This is a genomic window from Nonomuraea sp. NPDC003754 (assembly GCF_053605785.1).
This window is the reverse complement of record NZ_JBSGJX010000003.1, coordinates 361,710-376,116: the sequence shown is the minus strand read 5'-3', so window position 1 is coordinate 376,116 and position 14,407 is coordinate 361,710. Positions and strand designations below refer to the sequence as shown.

General features: G+C 70.0%; 13 protein-coding genes. 9 read left to right on the top strand and 4 right to left on the bottom strand.

What is annotated here, in order from left to right; genetic code table 11:
• Positions 1-197 precede the first annotated feature (197 nt).
• From rpmH to ACWEVS_RS06180, 8 genes are all read left to right on the top strand, one after another.
• Complete coding sequence (rpmH, locus tag ACWEVS_RS06215) at positions 198-335, top strand: 50S ribosomal protein L34 (protein ID WP_043614899.1); 138 nt, start codon at positions 198-200, stop codon at positions 333-335.
• Between the two features lie 65 nt (positions 336-400).
• Entirely contained in the window at positions 401-751 is a 351-nt protein-coding gene (gene rnpA, locus ACWEVS_RS06210) for a ribonuclease P protein component (RefSeq protein ID WP_452550201.1), read from the top strand.
• Positions 748-1,026 carry a membrane protein insertion efficiency factor YidD gene (yidD, locus tag ACWEVS_RS06205; RefSeq protein WP_354919282.1) on the top strand — a complete coding sequence of 93 codons (279 nt, stop codon included), beginning with the start codon at positions 748-750 and terminating at the stop codon, positions 1,024-1,026. Before rnpA ends, yidD begins: the two co-directional genes overlap by 4 nt.
• 4 nt (positions 1,027-1,030) lie before the next feature.
• Positions 1,031-1,987: a membrane protein insertase YidC gene (gene yidC, locus ACWEVS_RS06200; RefSeq protein WP_449916036.1), complete on the top strand. Its 957-nt coding sequence runs from the start codon at positions 1,031-1,033 to the stop codon at positions 1,985-1,987.
• Positions 1,988-2,020: 33 nt separating this feature from the next.
• On the top strand, positions 2,021-2,509 hold the full coding sequence (locus ACWEVS_RS06195; RefSeq protein WP_354919277.1) for a Jag family protein: 489 nt from the start codon (positions 2,021-2,023) through the stop codon (positions 2,507-2,509).
• 203 nt (positions 2,510-2,712) lie between these two features.
• Complete coding sequence (rsmG, locus tag ACWEVS_RS06190) at positions 2,713-3,384, top strand: 16S rRNA (guanine(527)-N(7))-methyltransferase RsmG (RefSeq protein ID WP_449916033.1); 672 nt, start codon at positions 2,713-2,715, stop codon at positions 3,382-3,384.
• 137 nt (positions 3,385-3,521) lie between these two features.
• The gene (locus ACWEVS_RS06185; RefSeq protein WP_449916032.1) at positions 3,522-4,445 is read left to right on the top strand and encodes a ParA family protein; all 924 of its coding nucleotides are present in this window, start codon (positions 3,522-3,524) and stop codon (positions 4,443-4,445) included.
• Positions 4,446-5,663: 1,218 nt separating this feature from the next.
• The gene (locus tag ACWEVS_RS06180; protein WP_452413166.1) at positions 5,664-6,629 is read left to right on the top strand and encodes a ParB/RepB/Spo0J family partition protein; all 966 of its coding nucleotides are present in this window, start codon (positions 5,664-5,666) and stop codon (positions 6,627-6,629) included.
• 288 nt (positions 6,630-6,917) lie between these two features.
• Here the strand turns inward: ACWEVS_RS06180 and ACWEVS_RS06175 are convergent, their stop codons facing one another.
• The 4 genes from ACWEVS_RS06175 to ACWEVS_RS06160 all read right to left on the bottom strand — a co-directional run bounded on the left by ACWEVS_RS06175 (position 6,918) and on the right by ACWEVS_RS06160 (position 13,142).
• On the bottom strand, positions 6,918-7,283 hold the full coding sequence (locus ACWEVS_RS06175) for a hypothetical protein (protein ID WP_452550199.1): 366 nt from the start codon (positions 7,281-7,283) through the stop codon (positions 6,918-6,920).
• Positions 7,284-8,810: 1,527 nt separating this feature from the next.
• Positions 8,811-9,857, bottom strand: a complete 1,047-nt coding sequence (locus ACWEVS_RS06170; RefSeq protein ID WP_452550197.1) for a threonine aldolase family protein — start codon at positions 9,855-9,857, stop codon at positions 8,811-8,813.
• 510 nt (positions 9,858-10,367) lie between these two features.
• Positions 10,368-11,327, bottom strand: a complete 960-nt coding sequence (locus ACWEVS_RS06165; protein ID WP_354919265.1) for a D-alanine--D-alanine ligase family protein — start codon at positions 11,325-11,327, stop codon at positions 10,368-10,370.
• Positions 11,328-11,909: 582 nt separating this feature from the next.
• Complete coding sequence (locus tag ACWEVS_RS06160; RefSeq protein ID WP_452550219.1) at positions 11,910-13,142, bottom strand: aminotransferase-like domain-containing protein; 1,233 nt, start codon at positions 13,140-13,142, stop codon at positions 11,910-11,912.
• Positions 13,143-13,404: 262 nt separating this feature from the next.
• Here ACWEVS_RS06160 and ACWEVS_RS06155 point away from each other — a divergent pair, with 262 nt between their 5' ends.
• Positions 13,405-14,022 carry a GNAT family N-acetyltransferase gene (locus ACWEVS_RS06155; protein ID WP_354919262.1) on the top strand — a complete coding sequence of 206 codons (618 nt, stop codon included), beginning with the start codon at positions 13,405-13,407 and terminating at the stop codon, positions 14,020-14,022.
• Positions 14,023-14,407 lie beyond the last annotated feature (385 nt).

Sequence of the window (14,407 nt, the reverse complement as noted above, 5' to 3'; positions counted from 1 at the left end):
ACGGTGGAAAACTTGCCTGTGGAAACGTGGAAAACCCCGCCGGTTTGACCTCGGCCCTGCCTGACCCGTAACGTACGACGGTCGGCTTGTCACGTGACGGCTCTTTTGCATGCCCTCGCGAGCTCGGCAGGCCAGCCATGTGTGTCACGCGCTCTCGCTTGCAGGCGGGGGCGCACTTTCAAGCCTGGAGCCCACTCGTGAGCAAGCGTACTTTCCAGCCGAACAACCGTCGCCGCGCGAAGACCCACGGCTTCCGGCTGCGTATGCGCACCCGGGCCGGCCGCGCGATCCTCGCCGCTCGTCGCCGCAAGGGCCGCGAGAAGCTGTCGGCCTGACGGTCGTCCTGTCTCAGCTTGGTCGCCCGCCGGCGCTGCTTGTCGGCGGGCGATAGGCGTCTGACGTGTTGTCGCGAGAGTCCCGCATGCGGCGGGGTGAAGACTTCTCCACCGCGGTCAAGCGCGGTGCCCGCGCCGGCCGCCCCACCCTCGTCCTGCATCTGAAACTGACCGAGGAAGACCGGCCACCGATGGTCGGCTTCGTGGTCAGCAAGGCCGTGGGCGGTGCTGTCGTGCGCAACAAGGTCAAGCGGCGGCTCCGACACCTGGTGCGGGACCGTATAGTGCGGCTGCCGCGAGGTAGCCTGCTTGTGGTACGCGCTAATCCACCTGCCGCGTCCGCGCGACACGAGCGCCTTGCCGCTGACCTCGATGCCGCGCTGGATCGTTTGTCAAGGCGAGAACAACGACGATGACGGAGCAGACGCAAGGGGCGCCGAGCCTACCGGCTCGGATCCTCATCGCCCCCATCCGGTTCTATCGGGCGTTCATCAGCCCGATGCTGGGTCCGCGTTGCCGTTTCTACCCCTCATGCAGTGCTTATGGGCTTGAGGCGATAGCCGTACATGGTGCTTTGCGCGGCATATGGCTGACTGTCCGGCGAATCGGGCGTTGCCACCCATTCCACCCCGGAGGTTTTGACCCGGTGCCCCCACGCCCGGTTCCGTCCGACGAAACGCAAGGGAGCTAGCTCGGTGGAGCTGTCCTGGCTTAACTGGCTCTACACAGCCATCGCCCAAATCCTGACCTGGATCCACCAGGCCTACAGCACCGTTCTCGACCCGGACAGCGGGCTGACCTGGTCGCTGACCCTCATCACGATCACGGTCCTCATGCGGCTGGCGATCTTCCCGCTCTTCCTCAAGCAGATGCGTTCTTCGCGCAAGATGCAGGAACTCGCGCCCAAGGTGCAGGAGATCCGCAAGCGCTACAAGAACGACAAGCAGCGCATGAACGAAGAGGTCATGAACCTCTACCGGGGCGCCGGCGCCAACCCCCTCGGCGGCTGCCTCCCCGTTGTCGCGCAGTTCCCCATCTTCATCTCGATGTTCACCGTGCTGAACGCGATGGCGCACGGCCAGGTCAAGTTCGGGATGACCAAGGAGTTCGTCGACAGCGCCCGAGCCGCGCACATCTTCGGCGCGCCCCTGCCGGCCAACTTCTGGATGAGCGCCGAGCAGATCGAGTCCTTCAACGCCGGCGTGCTGCAGACCAAGATCGTGCTGGCGATCTTCGTGGCGATCAGCTCGCTCACGACCTTCCTCACCGTCAGGCAGTCCGTCACCCGCTCCATGCAGCAGATGCCGGACAACCCGATGGCGCAGCAGCAGAAGATCCTGATGTACGTCTCTCCGCTGTTCGCCTTCTTCAGCCTCAACTTCCCGCTGGGCCTGATCTTCTACTGGGTCACCACCAACCTGTGGACGCTCGGCCAGCAGCACTGGTTCTACTCCCGGCACCCCATGCCGGAGTACGACGCCAAGGGCAACGTGATCCCCGTCAAGCCCAAGCCGAGCCTGCTGTCCAAGGTGCGAAAGAGCCCAGCCGTCGCCGAGGAGGAGGCCCCGCCCGCGCCGACGGAGCCTAAGATCGTTCGGCGGCAGCCGGCCAAGCAGACCCGCAGCAAGCGCACGGGCAGCAAGAAGTCTTGATCCTCACCCACCAGCACGAAAGAGAGGCCTGACGTGACCGAGGCCGAGCAGGAGAAGGCTCCCGATCTTGCGGCGCTTGAGCAGGAAGGCGAGATCGCGGCCGACTACGTCGAGGGGCTGCTCGACATCGCCGACATCGACGGCGACATCGACATGGACGTCGAGGGCGACCGCGCGCTGGTCTCCGTCGTCGGCGTGAAGGGCACCGACCTCGTCGGCCCCGGCGGCGAGATCCTCGAGGCGCTCCAGGAGCTGACCAGGCTGGCCGTCCACCGGCAGACGGGGGAGCGGTCGCGCCTCATGCTCGACGTCGCCGGCTACCGCGAGAAGCGCAGGGCCGAGCTGAGCAAACTCGGCACCGAGGTCGCCGAGACCGTCAAGCGCAACGGCGAACCGAAGTCCCTGCACCCGATGACCCCCTTCGAGCGCAAGATCGTGCACGACGCGGTGGCGGCCGCAGGGCTGCGCAGCGAGTCCGAGGGCGAGGAGCCCAACCGTTTCGTCGTGGTCCTGCCCGCCTGACCCTCCACCGGGTACGGCAGGCACCAACGCCAGGCCGTCGGCTCCTTCGGGGCTGGCGGCCTTTCGTTTGAGATCACACCGTTCTGGCTCCCGGCTTCCGCGCCTCGACCGGAGCGACGGCGGAGACGGCTAGTCTTCGTCCTTACCGGCGCTCCGCCGTACCACCCCAAGAACACGCATCTTCAGGAAAGGCCACCGGATCAGTGAGCGACGAGCTGACGGCTCCCCCGCAGATAGCGCGCGAGGTGTTCACCGGCGACGCCTGGGACAGAGCGCGGCAGTTCGCTGAGCTGCTCGCCGGTCCAGGCGTCGTGCGCGGGCTGCTCGGCCCGCGCGAGGTGCCCAGGATCTGGGACCGGCACCTGCTCAACTGCGCGGTGGTCGCCGAGGCCGTCCCCCAGGACGTCCGCCTGGTCGACATCGGCTCGGGCGCCGGGCTGCCCGGCCTGGTCCTGGCGATCGTACGGCAGGACCTGTCGGTCACGCTGCTGGAGCCGCTGCTGCGCCGTACCGTCTTCCTCGAGGAGTGCGTCGACACGCTCAAGCTCGACAACGTCGAGGTGCTGCGCGGGCGAGCCGAGGAACTGGCGGGCAAGCGGGTGTTCGACGTCGCCTGCGCCCGCGCCGTGGCGCCGCTCGACCGGCTGCTCAAGTGGTCGATGCCGCTCCTGCGCGAAGGCGGCGAGCTGATCGCGATGAAGGGGGAGCGGGCCGCGGAGGAACTCGCCGAGGCCGAAGCCCAATTGCGGGCCAGCGGGGCACAGACGGCTGAGCTGATCACGGTCGGGCACGGTAAGGTCGAGCCGCCTGCAACTTTGGTCCGCGTGGTCGCGGGTCGCGCGCCAGAGCCAGGTCGGCGCCGACGAAAGAGGTGACGGTTGTGCCGGGCACGTCCAGTGGACTCGGTTGGCCGGGTGAACCCGGTCCCGAGAGCCTCGAGGGTGTCGGCTGGCCGGATTTGGGCGTGTCGCGGCACCGGATGACGGGCAGGACCCGGCCGCTGGTTGAAAGGATGGCCATCGTGACCCAGACCCCCCTTAACCCCGGCGATTCGCCGCTGGTACGAGAGGCACTCAGCTCCGTGGTTTCACGTGAAACATCTGCGACTCAGACAGCGGACACCGTAACGCCGGGTGACGACTCCTGGCCGCGCCCGTCCAAGACTCGCATCATCGCCGTTGCCAACCAGAAGGGCGGTGTCGGCAAGACCACGACGTCGGTGAACCTCGCTGCCGCCCTGTCGATGAACGGCGAGCGCGTCCTGGTCGTCGACCTCGACCCCCAGGGCAACGCGTCGACCGCCCTTGCCACCGAGCACCGCGGTGATGTCCCCGATGTGTACCAGGTGCTCGTCGATGACCTCCCGATGGCCGACATCGTCAAGGCCGTGCCCGACATGCCCGGTCTGTACTGCGCGCCCGCGACCATCGACCTGGCGGGAGCCGAGATCGAGCTGGTCTCCCTCGTGGCCCGCGAGGCCCGGCTGCGGCGGGCGCTGACCGCCTTTGACGCGGTGGAACTCGACTACATCATCATCGACTGCCCGCCGTCGCTCGGACTGCTGACCGTGAACGCGCTCGTGGCGGCCGACGAGGTGCTCATCCCGATCCAGTGCGAGTACTACGCCCTCGAAGGACTCGGCCAGCTGCTCAGGAACGTCGACCTGATCAAGGCCCACCTGAACCCGACGCTGAGCCTGTCGACGATCGTGCTGACGATGTACGACGGGCGGACGCGCCTGGCCTCCCAGGTGGCCGAGGAGGTGCGGGCGCACTTCGGGGACACGGTGCTGAACACGGTGATCCCGCGGAGCGTGCGACTGTCCGAGGCGCCCAGCTACGGGCAGTCCGTGATGACGTACGACCCGGGGTCCAGCGGGGCGATGGCGTACATGGACGCGGCGCGGGAGATCGCTTACCGGGCGGTGAGCGTCTGACGGGCCACGCGGACAGGGGAGTCCTTCAGCATGAGGGCTCTCCTCGCCGCCGGCCGTACTGGTTGGCGCGCTCTGCTCCTGGCCTGCACGGCTCGACAGCCGCGCTCCGCGCCTACCTGGGGCGCTGCCGCGGCCGCACACTTCGCGCGCTTCACATCGGGTAGCGCACTTTCCGCGCTTTCCATGCGCGCGCCGTACACAGCCCCTGCCTACGCCGGACCTGCATCCGCATCAGTTTCAGGCGCCCTTCCACGATTGCCTGTGCCCCGCGTCGGTCCCAGTTCCACGTCGCCCGGACCCCGACCCGCCTCCATGGCCTCAGGCTCGGCACGCCCAGGCCCCGCCCGCCCGGTCCCCACTTCCGCGCCCGTCCAGCGCCCGTCCGGCCGCGCCAGGCACCGCTTCCACGTCCCGCCGAGCCGGGGCACCCCGTCTGCGCCGTCCGGCCGCGCCAGACACCGCTTCCACGCTTGCCGGTGCTCGCATCGGTCCCGTTTCCACGCTGCCCGCGCTAAGACCCGGTTCCGCGCCTCCCGTGCGGTCCGTGCCAGAAGCCGCTTGCGCGCCTGCCTGAGCCCGCGCTGGGCGCCGCTTGCGCGCCGCGCCGGGGTCCCCGCCAGACGCCGCTTCCGCGCCGCCCGTGCGGTCCGGGCCAGGCGCGGCTTCTACGCCGTCCGGCTGCACCGGGTGCCGCTTGCCGTCCTGCCTGAGTCCGCGCCGTGCGCGCGGCTCCCGCGCCTGCCTGCCGTCCGTCCCAGACGCCGCTTCCAGGCCCATCGGTCGCACCGAGCGCTGCTTACGGTCGGTCCTGCCTGGGTCCACGCTGGGCGCCGCTACCGCGCCTGGAACGCCTGACGGCCGCCTTCCGCGGCAATCGGCGGATGGACATCAGGCCCGCGAGAAGCCCGACCACAGGGCAACCCTCGCTCGTCCATCCCCGAACCCCATCCAGCCCGATGACCGCGTGTGGGGCAACCAAGGGGGACCAGGGGGGCGAAGGGAGACCGATGGCTCCCGGCTTGCGGGTGACTGCCCCAATCGCGTCCACTCCCCGGTCAACTCTTCACCGACGCCACACCTCTGTGCCGTTCCGGTTCCGGTTCGGGTGGGATGTGGCAAACCCGACCGAACTGCGTGTGGCGAGCGGGCACTCCGACACGCTCTCGACGGTAACCTCTCCAGAAGCGACAGGAGCGGCCGGGTGGATGAGGAGACGCAGTGAGTCAGCAGCGGCGGGGACTGGGCAAGGGACTCGGGGCGCTCATCCCGACCGGCCCGATCGTTGACGGCACAGGCGCGGTGCCATCCACGTCCGCTTCCCCTCAGGAAGCGGGCCCGCAGCCCATCGCCGGGGCGTACTTCAGGGAGGTCGCCCTCAGCGCCATCACCCCGAACCCTCGCCAGCCACGCGAGGTGTTCGACCAGGAGCGCCTGGACGAGCTCGCCGCCTCGATCAAGGAAGTCGGCCTCCTCCAGCCGATCGTCGTACGAGCCGTGGGCGCCGGCAGCTACGAGCTCATCATGGGGGAGCGCAGGTGGCGCGCCTGCCACCTCGCCGGGCTCGACCCCGTTCCCGCCATCGTCAGGAACACCCAGGACGACGACCTGCTCCGCGACGCCCTGATCGAGAACCTCCAGCGCGAGCAGCTCAACCCCCTTGAAGAGGCGGCCGCCTACCAGCAACTCCTCGACGACTTCGGCGCCACCCACGAGCAGCTCGCGCAGCGGGTCGGCCGGTCACGTCCGCACATCACCAACACGCTCCGCCTCCTCAACCTCCCGCCCGACGTCCAGGTGCGAGTCGCCGCCGGGATCATCACGGCTGGACACGCCCGCGCCCTCCTCACCCTGGACGACCCGCGCGCCATGGAGTACCTCGCCAAGCGCATCGTCGCCGAAGGGCTCTCTGTCCGGACGGTGGAGGAGATCGTCGCGACCGGCGGCGCCAAGGCGGCCGGCACCGAACCCCGATCCCGTACGGCGAAGCGCCCTTCGATGCCCGGACTCGTCCGCCTGGCCGACCGCCTGTCCGACCACTTCGAGACGAAGGTGAAGGTGGACCAGGGGCGTAGGAAGGGCCGGATCATCGTGGAGTTCGCCACGATCGACGATCTCGAGCGCATCATCAGCGCGATGGCTCCCGAGGCGGCCCAGGCGATGCGCGACGGAGACGGGGAGTTCTAGCTTCGGCGTTTCACGTGAAACAACGGGAGGTCGGCTGAAGCTGGCCTCCCGTTTCACGTGAAACACCCGTCGCGCCGACCGCTGTGCCAGTCCCCGGCGACCTGCACGCCACCCAACGTCGGCTCCTCGCCCGCGCCAGTGGGATCCTCGCTCGCACCCAACGTCGGCTCCTCGCCCGCACCCAGCGTCCGGCTCCTCGCCCGCGCCATTGCCGGCTTCTTACCCACGCCAGTCGGCTCCTCGCCGCACAGCCGCGTCGTCCGCGTGCTCGCAGCACCAGGCGGCTGCTCACTGCACGAGCGCCATATTGAGCTCCCCGTGTCGTGCTGCCCTGCGGCCAATCGCGCCGCGCTGACTGTCAGGCAGCCATGGTGCCGTGCCGCTCAGCGGCCAGCCTCCGACGACCATGGACGGCGTGATGCCAGAGCGGCCCACCTTGCCCAGCAACCATGGCGTCATGCCAGAGCGGTCACCTTGCCCGACGACCATGGGGTCGGGACCCGGGCGGCCATCGTGTGCGGTGACCTCGATGGCGATCCAGGCGGCACCTTGCCTGACGACCATGGCGTCGGGCCTTGCGCGGCCATCCCGTGAGGCGGACGACCACGGCGTCTGCTCCGGCGGCCCTGTGCGGCGACCCTGTGCGGCGGCCATGGCGTCTGCTCCGGCGGCGATCTTCTCCGGCGCCCATGGCGATGGGCCCCAGGCGGCTACCTTGCGTGGCGGTCATGGCATGGTGTCAGCCCCAACGGCCATGCCATCCGGCGGCGATGGCACTCGGTGGTGGTGACTCCCGGCGGCGATGGCGCCCGGTGGTGGTGGCGCCCGGCGGCGGCGACGCCCGGTGGTGGTGGCGCCCGGCGGCGGCGACGCCCGATGGCGGTGGCGCCCGGCGGCGGCGACGCCCGATGGCGGTGGCGCCCGGCGGCGAAGGCGCCCGGCGGTGGCGCCCGGCGGTGGTGGCGCCCGATGGCGGCGACGCCCGATGGCGGTGGCGCCCGGTGGTGGTGGCGGCCGGCGGTGATGATGCTGTGCTGCCCAGAGGAACACCCTGCCCTGCGGTCATGCATGGTGACGGCCCCGGGGACGCCGTCTTGCGTGGCGGTCATGGCGTTGGGCCTGAGCGGCCTCTCCTGCCCGGCGGCGATGGCGCTGTGCTGTCTCTAGCGGGGGACCCCGTCCGGAGACGACGGCGCCGTGCTGTCCCGTGAGGGCTCCGCCTGGCGGCGATGGCGCTGTGCTGCCAGCGAGGGTCTCCCCGGGGGCGATGGTGTCGTGGCTGTGCGGCATGATGCCCGCTCGGCGCCCTGCGGGCGTGCCCCTACGCCTTCGAGGTCGCAACGCGGCTACGCCTTCGAGGACGGCAACGCGGCAAAGGGGCGGCCGTCCCAGCCACGCGTGCCGCGGGTGCGCATCCGCCGTGCCGCAGTTACGCAGCCGCTTCGGTTGGCAGGGGTCGGTGCGGTGGGATGAGTCAACGGTGGGATGGAGTCAGCGGTGGCGTGGAGTCAGGGGAGTCCTATTCAGCCACGCGCTGATGGCACAGGCCCGCACGGCATACCGGCACTGGATGCGCCGAGCCGTGCCTGCCGTACGGACGAGGACGGGCAGGAGGGGCGGAGTGCGCAGCGGTCGGCGTGGGCGTTGACAGTGGCCATGGTGCGGCACACGGCGTAGTCGCGTATTCGACTGCCTTCCGGTCGGTCGCCGAGATTGCACACCGTCATGTCCCACGCTTCACGTGCGCGGCGTTTCACGTGAAACGGTCTCGTTCAGTGGAGCGGCGACGGGCGCTGTTTCACGTGAAACAGCCGAGCATGCGCATGCGAGGGTAAGGGTGAACGGCGGCACGCTGCGTTTGGCGCGTAACCAAGCGGGGCCGTCAGTTTCACGTGAAACCAATAGCTTCAGCGGCGACAGCGATGCCTCCCGAGGGAAGCCCGGCGACGAGAACGCCTCCCGTCGCGGCGGGCACGGTCTCGCGATGCACGCGTAGCGCTGTACAGGGCCAGCCGTCCCGTTTCACGTGAAACCGATGCCGCAGGGCAACCTACAGGCACCCCAGGCGCTATCAAGTTTCACGTGAAACTCAGGCGGTGGCGGGTCGGGGGATCGGGGGAGTGCGCCTGCGGCCAACCGGTTTCCACCGGAACGGCGGCACTCGGTGAAGGCGGTGCGCGGTCAGGCGGTCAACGCGCTCCTGATGTCGCGGACGAAGTCGTCGACCTGCTCGGGCGTCGTGTTGAAAGCGGTCATCCAGCGAACGACCCCCGTTTGCTCGTCCCACACGTGGAACAGGTACCGCTCCTGAAGCGCCCTGGTCGCTTTCTCCGGGAGGGTGGCGAACACCGCGTTCGACTCCACGGGGTAGGCGAGGTCGACGCCGGTCAGCCCCGCCACCCCCGCGGCGAGCCGAGTGGCCATCGCGTTGGCGTGGGCGGCGTTGGCGCGCCAGAGCTCGTCCGTGATGAGCGCCGACAGCTGCGCCGAGACGAAGCGCATCTTGGACGCCAGCTGGAGCGACTGCCGCCGAAGGAACGGCACGCCGCGGCTCAACGACGGTTCCAGCACCACGACGGCCTCGGCGGCCAGCGCGCCGTTCTTGGTGCCGCCGAGGCTGAACACGTCGACTCCCGCATCGGTGGTGATCGCCCTCAGGGAGCAGCCGAGATGTGCCGCCGCGTTGGCCAGGCGGGCGCCGTCCACGTGGAGGAAGAGTCCCGCCTCGTGGGCCGCCTCGGCGAGGGCGGCGATCTCGTCGGGGGAGTAGCACGTGCCGAGTTCGGTCACCTGCGAGATGGAGACGACCTTCGGCTGTGACTCGTGCGGGTTGCCGAGGCCGCCGAGGCGAGCGGTGATGTCCTCCGGGATGAGCTTGCCGTCGGCGGTCGGAACGGTGACGAGCTTGACGCCGAGCAGCCGTTCCGCGGCGCCCGCTTCGTGGGTGGCGATGTGGGCGGTGTCGGCGCAGATGATGGCGTCGTACCGGCCGAGCATGAGCGCCAGACCGACCATGTTGGCGCCGGCGCCGTTCAGCACGGCGAAGCCCTCGGCGGCGCCACCGAACTCGGTCCTGATCTGGCTCTCGAAGACGGCGGTCGCCGCGTCGCCACCGTACGCGGGGGCGTCGCCGACGTTGGCCGCGGAGATGGCGTCGAGGATCGCCTGGTGTACGCCGGCGTGGTTGTCGCTGGCGAAGCTCTTGGGATACAGGGAGTCGTTGAGCACATCGCCAGGCTAATGAGCAGGTGTCATCTCGGTGCACCGAGCCCTTCAGCGCCGGCGGTCGAGGGCACGGTCACTGGTCAGCAGGATGTTGACCTGGGCCCCGATTTCTGCCGAGCCGCCTCGGGTCTCGCGCGCGAGGGCGAGGGCGGCCTCGAACTGGGGACGGACCCGGATGCGGGGGCTCGGCGGGCCTGCTGCGTGTCTGGCGATCGGCGCCAGGAGGGCCGCGCGTTAGGAACCCGCGGAGGTGGGGCGCACCCGAGGAACGCACACCGGATCAGCGGGTGACGCGGCTCGCGGAGTACTGAGGAAGGTCGCACGGCGGCAGAAAGTGGGGCGGCCTGAGGAGGGCGCACGGAACCATCCGGCGCGGTGATGGCCGGCGTGCTTGAAGGCAGCACATGGTGGTGTGCTCACGGAACAACGCGAACGGGCCCCACAGAGCGGCGCTCTGGCATGCCTGCAGGGGCGGGGCGGGCCGGAGGGGCAGGGGGCGGGGCGAGGGAAAGGTCAGGGGGTGGTGGCGCGCTGGGCGGCGCGCTCGAGGAGGGTGCGGCAGAGCACACCAAGGTCCTGTCCGGCGGCCTCCACCGCCATCGGCAGCAGCGACGTCTCCGTCATTCCGGGGGCGACGTTCACCTCGAGGAAGTGTGGCAACCCGTCGGCGTCCACGATGAGGTCGGTACGGGAAACGTCCCGCAGTCCCAGGGCGGTGTGCGCGGTGACGGCCATCTCGGCGCACGCGGCCGCGGCGTCGGGGGAGAGGCGGGCGGGGGCGAAGAACTCGGTGTGCCCGGCGGTGTAGCGGGCCGCGTAGTCGTACACGCCCTCGTCGGGGACGATCTCGACCGGCGGCAGCGCCACGGGCCCCTCGCCGAGGTCGACGACGGACACCGACACCTCGACGCCGTCCACGTAGCGCTCGATCAGCGCCGTGTCACCGTACGCGAAGCAACCCACCATCGCCGCCGGGAGCTCCTCGGCCGTCCGGACGAACGACGCTCCCAACGCCGAACCGCCGCGCGCGGGCTTGACGAACAGCGGCAGGCCCAAGCGGTCGACGATGCGCGCCAGCACGGCGGAGGCTCCGAGGTCGTGGAACGTCTCCTTGGGCAGCGTCACCGAGTCGGGCGTGCGCAGACCGACCGACCGGACGACCGCCTTCGCCGACGGCTTGTCGAAGGCGACCCTGCACGCGTCCGGGTCCGCGCCGACGTAGGGGACGCCGAGCAGTTCGAGCACGGAGCGGATCGCGCCGTCCTCGCCCGCCCCGCCGTGCAGGGTGACGAACACGGCGTCAGGCCGGTCCGCGAGCACCGCGGGGACCAGCGAGGCGTCGGTGTCCCTGGTCTCGACGTCGATGCCGGTCGCGCGCAGGACCTCGCTCACCCGCCGCCCCGAACGCAGCGAGACCTCCCGCTCGTAGGACAGTCCGCCGGCAAGCACGAGCACGTGACTCAGGTCGCTCATCAAAACCCCTCCGCATGTCGCCGGCGCCGCACGATGTTCCACCGTACCCGTCCTGAGCGCCGCCCGTTCGCCCTCCTGTGCCCTCGGATCATCCCGTACGGCACGCCGCCCCACGCGCCTCCGCAGTCACCGCTGACCGCCCGTCCAAGGGACGCTCCTCGTGCGCACGTGGCCGGCCGCCGCAACGGCGAACCGACAAACGGATTCCACACCTGGCCACCCGGAAAGCGAAAAGCCGCCCAGCCGGACGCCGCGCCTGGACGGCCGAGGGAGAACGGGGAGCCTCGACGGCCGCGGGAGAACGGGGAAGGGAAGCAGGGCCGGCCGGTAGGCGCGTCTGGCCGTTCAGCCACGGCCGGGATCGGACCACCTAGCCCACAGGCGCAGTCGGACCGCCAAGCCCACGGCCAGGACCGGCCCGCCAAGCCCACGGCCGGTAGCGCGTCTTGCCAGGGGCCACGGGCGGAATCCGACCGTCGAGCCCCTCGACCCCCCGCTCCGCAGAATCGCTCTCCTGCAAGAAAGTGAAACAGCCGGCACCCCCCGAACGGGGTGCCGGCCGTACCACTGGGTGAGCGGATCTCAGGCCAGATCAGGTCCGGGCGTGTCCACGCCGTGCGGCCCGGGAACGGACCCGGTGCCGAACGTGTCGCGGAGCTGGATCTCCTGTTCGATGACCCCGGCGAGCCTGCGCACCCCTTCCCTGATCCGGTCCGGCTTCGGGTAGCAGAACGACAGGCGCATGTGCCTGGCCCCGCTGCCGTCGGAGAAGAACCCGGTGCCCGGCACGAACGCCACTCGTTCGGCCACCGCCCGCGGCAGGATCGCCTTGGAGTCGAGCCCTTCGGGGAGGGTCGCCCAGACGAAGAACCCGCCTCCGGGGCGGGTCCAGGTGACGCCGGGCGGCATCAGCGATTCCAGCGATGTGAGCATGGCGTCGCGGCGGTCCCGGTAGAGCTCGCGGAACGACTTGATCTGCTCGCGCCACGGCTGGGTCGCGAGGTACTGCCCGACGGCGAGCTGGGTGAACGTCGAGTGGGACAGGACCGCCGACTCCATCGCGAGGACGAGCTTGTCGCGGATGGCGTGCGGGGCGAGGGCCCAGCCGACGCGGAAGCCGGGGGCGAGCGTCTTGGAGAACGACCCGAGGTACACCACTCCGTCGGGATTGTCCGCGCGGAGGGTGCGCATGGGGTCGCCGTCGAACCCGAGCAGGCCGTACGGGTTGTCCTCGACGATCAGGATCCCGGCCCGCTGGCAGATGTCGAGCACCTGCTGGCGGCGGGCGGTGTTGAGCGTGACGCCGCCGGGGTTGTGGAAGGTCGGGATCGTGTAAAGGAATTTGATACGGCTTCCCGCGGCGCGCAATGCGTAAATCGTCTGCGCGAGCGATTCGGGAATGAGTCCCTGGTCATCCATCGCGATATGGACAACTTTCGCCTGATATGCGGCAAATGTTCCCAGTGCGCCGACGTACGAGGGACCCTCGGCGAGCACGACGTCGCCCGGGTCGATGAAGATGCGGGTGATCAGGTCGAGCGCCTGCTGCGAGCCGACGGTGGCCACGACGTCGTCAGGGCTGGCCTCGATGCCCTCGAGCCGCATGACCTCGCAGATCTGCTCGCGCAGGTGCGGATCGCCCTGCGCGGAGCCGTACTGGAGGGCGACGGGGCCCCGGCGCGCGACCAGGTCGGAGACCAGCTCGCCCACGACGTCGAGGGGAAGGGCCGTGACGTACGGCATGCCGCCGGCGAGCGAGACCACCTCGGGCCTCGACGCGACGGCGAAGAGAGCTCGAATCTCGGAGGCGACCATCCCGGTAGCTCGTGCCGCGTACCGATCGACATAGGCGTCGATGCGCGACCCTTGGGTCACGGGCGTCCGACCGTGATCCGTCTCTTCTTCCGTCACGGTCCACCTCCTAGGTGTCAAATGGGGGCCGAGAGACCAGAGTACGTCAAAGCCGTGACTCGCCCTCGACCGGGAGAGTCCTCTGGCGAATGCGCCTCTGAGCTACGATGCCAGCTGAGGACGCGGTAATCGCGCGCTTTTCCGCCAAGCAACGATTGGGGCAGAGTTGTCGCGTCGGCTGGCCAATGTCACCCTGGACAACCTGGATGATCTGCCGCGCCGGTGCCGGCAGTGCGTCTTCTGGGAACTCGACCCCGTCAGCGGGGAGCGGGCGGTGAAGACGGGCGACCCGGGCCTGGAGAAGGAGGCCTGGATCTCGGCGACGCTCCTCGAATGGGGCAGCTGCGGAAAGATCGTCTATGTCGACGGGGTGCCCGCCGGGTTCGTCCTGTACAGCCCGCCGCTCTACAGCCCGCGGTCGGTGGCGTTCCCGACCTCGCCGGTCAGCGCGGACGCCGTCCTGCTGATGACCGCCCACATCATCCCCGAGTTCTCGGGCGGCGGGCTGGGGCGCATGCTCATCCAGGGAGTGGCGAAGGACCTGACGCGGCGCGGGGTGCGGGCGATCGAGGCGTTCGGCGACCTGAAGTGGGAGGAGCCGAGCTGCGTGGTGCCCGCCGAGTACCTGTTGTCGGTGGGGTTCAAGACGGTTCGCCCGCATCTGCGGTTCCCGCGGCTGAGGCTGGAACTGAAGACGGCCATCTCGTGGCGTGAGGACGTCGAGGTGGCCCTGGAACGCCTCTTGGGCTCCATGACCCCGGAGCGCGCCCTCCGCCCCGTCTGACGCGCTTCTGGGGCCGCTCGCACGGCGACGGCCTCGGTCGCGCCCTTCACCGCCCGGAACCGGCGAGTGCGCGCGCGACCGACGGCTTGGGCCACGGCCACCACGGTTCCCAGACCGGCGGTGATCCCCCGCACGGCCAGGTGTCCCCGGTCGGCAGAACGGCACAAGCAACGGCTCTCACCCTTGACCAACCCCCGGCCGGTCCCCGAAGGGCGTCCGTCGAGCGCGGCCGCGACCGCCACACACCGGCTGCCACGTCGTCAAGTGCGGCCGTGATCGTCCCTGGTGCGGCTGGGATTTCCTGGAGGACAGGGATGCTGCGTCGTGTGGGGTCGTGACCGTCCTGCGCGTGGCGGGGTTCCTAAAGGGCGTGGGACGCGGGGTC

Coding starts and splice junctions, on each gene's coding strand:
- ACWEVS_RS06185 (WP_449916032.1), top strand. CDS start 3,522: ATGGCCATCGTGACCCAGACCCCCCTTAACCCCGGCGATTCGCCGCTG.
- ACWEVS_RS06160 (WP_452550219.1), bottom strand. CDS start 13,142: ATGGTCGCCTCCGAGATTCGAGCTCTCTTCGCCGTCGCGTCGAGGCCC.
- ACWEVS_RS06165 (WP_354919265.1), bottom strand. CDS start 11,327: ATGAGCGACCTGAGTCACGTGCTCGTGCTTGCCGGCGGACTGTCCTAC.
- yidD (WP_354919282.1), top strand. CDS start 748: ATGACGGAGCAGACGCAAGGGGCGCCGAGCCTACCGGCTCGGATCCTC.
- ACWEVS_RS06175 (WP_452550199.1), bottom strand. CDS start 7,283: ATGGCCGCCGCACAGGGTCGCCGCACAGGGCCGCCGGAGCAGACGCCG.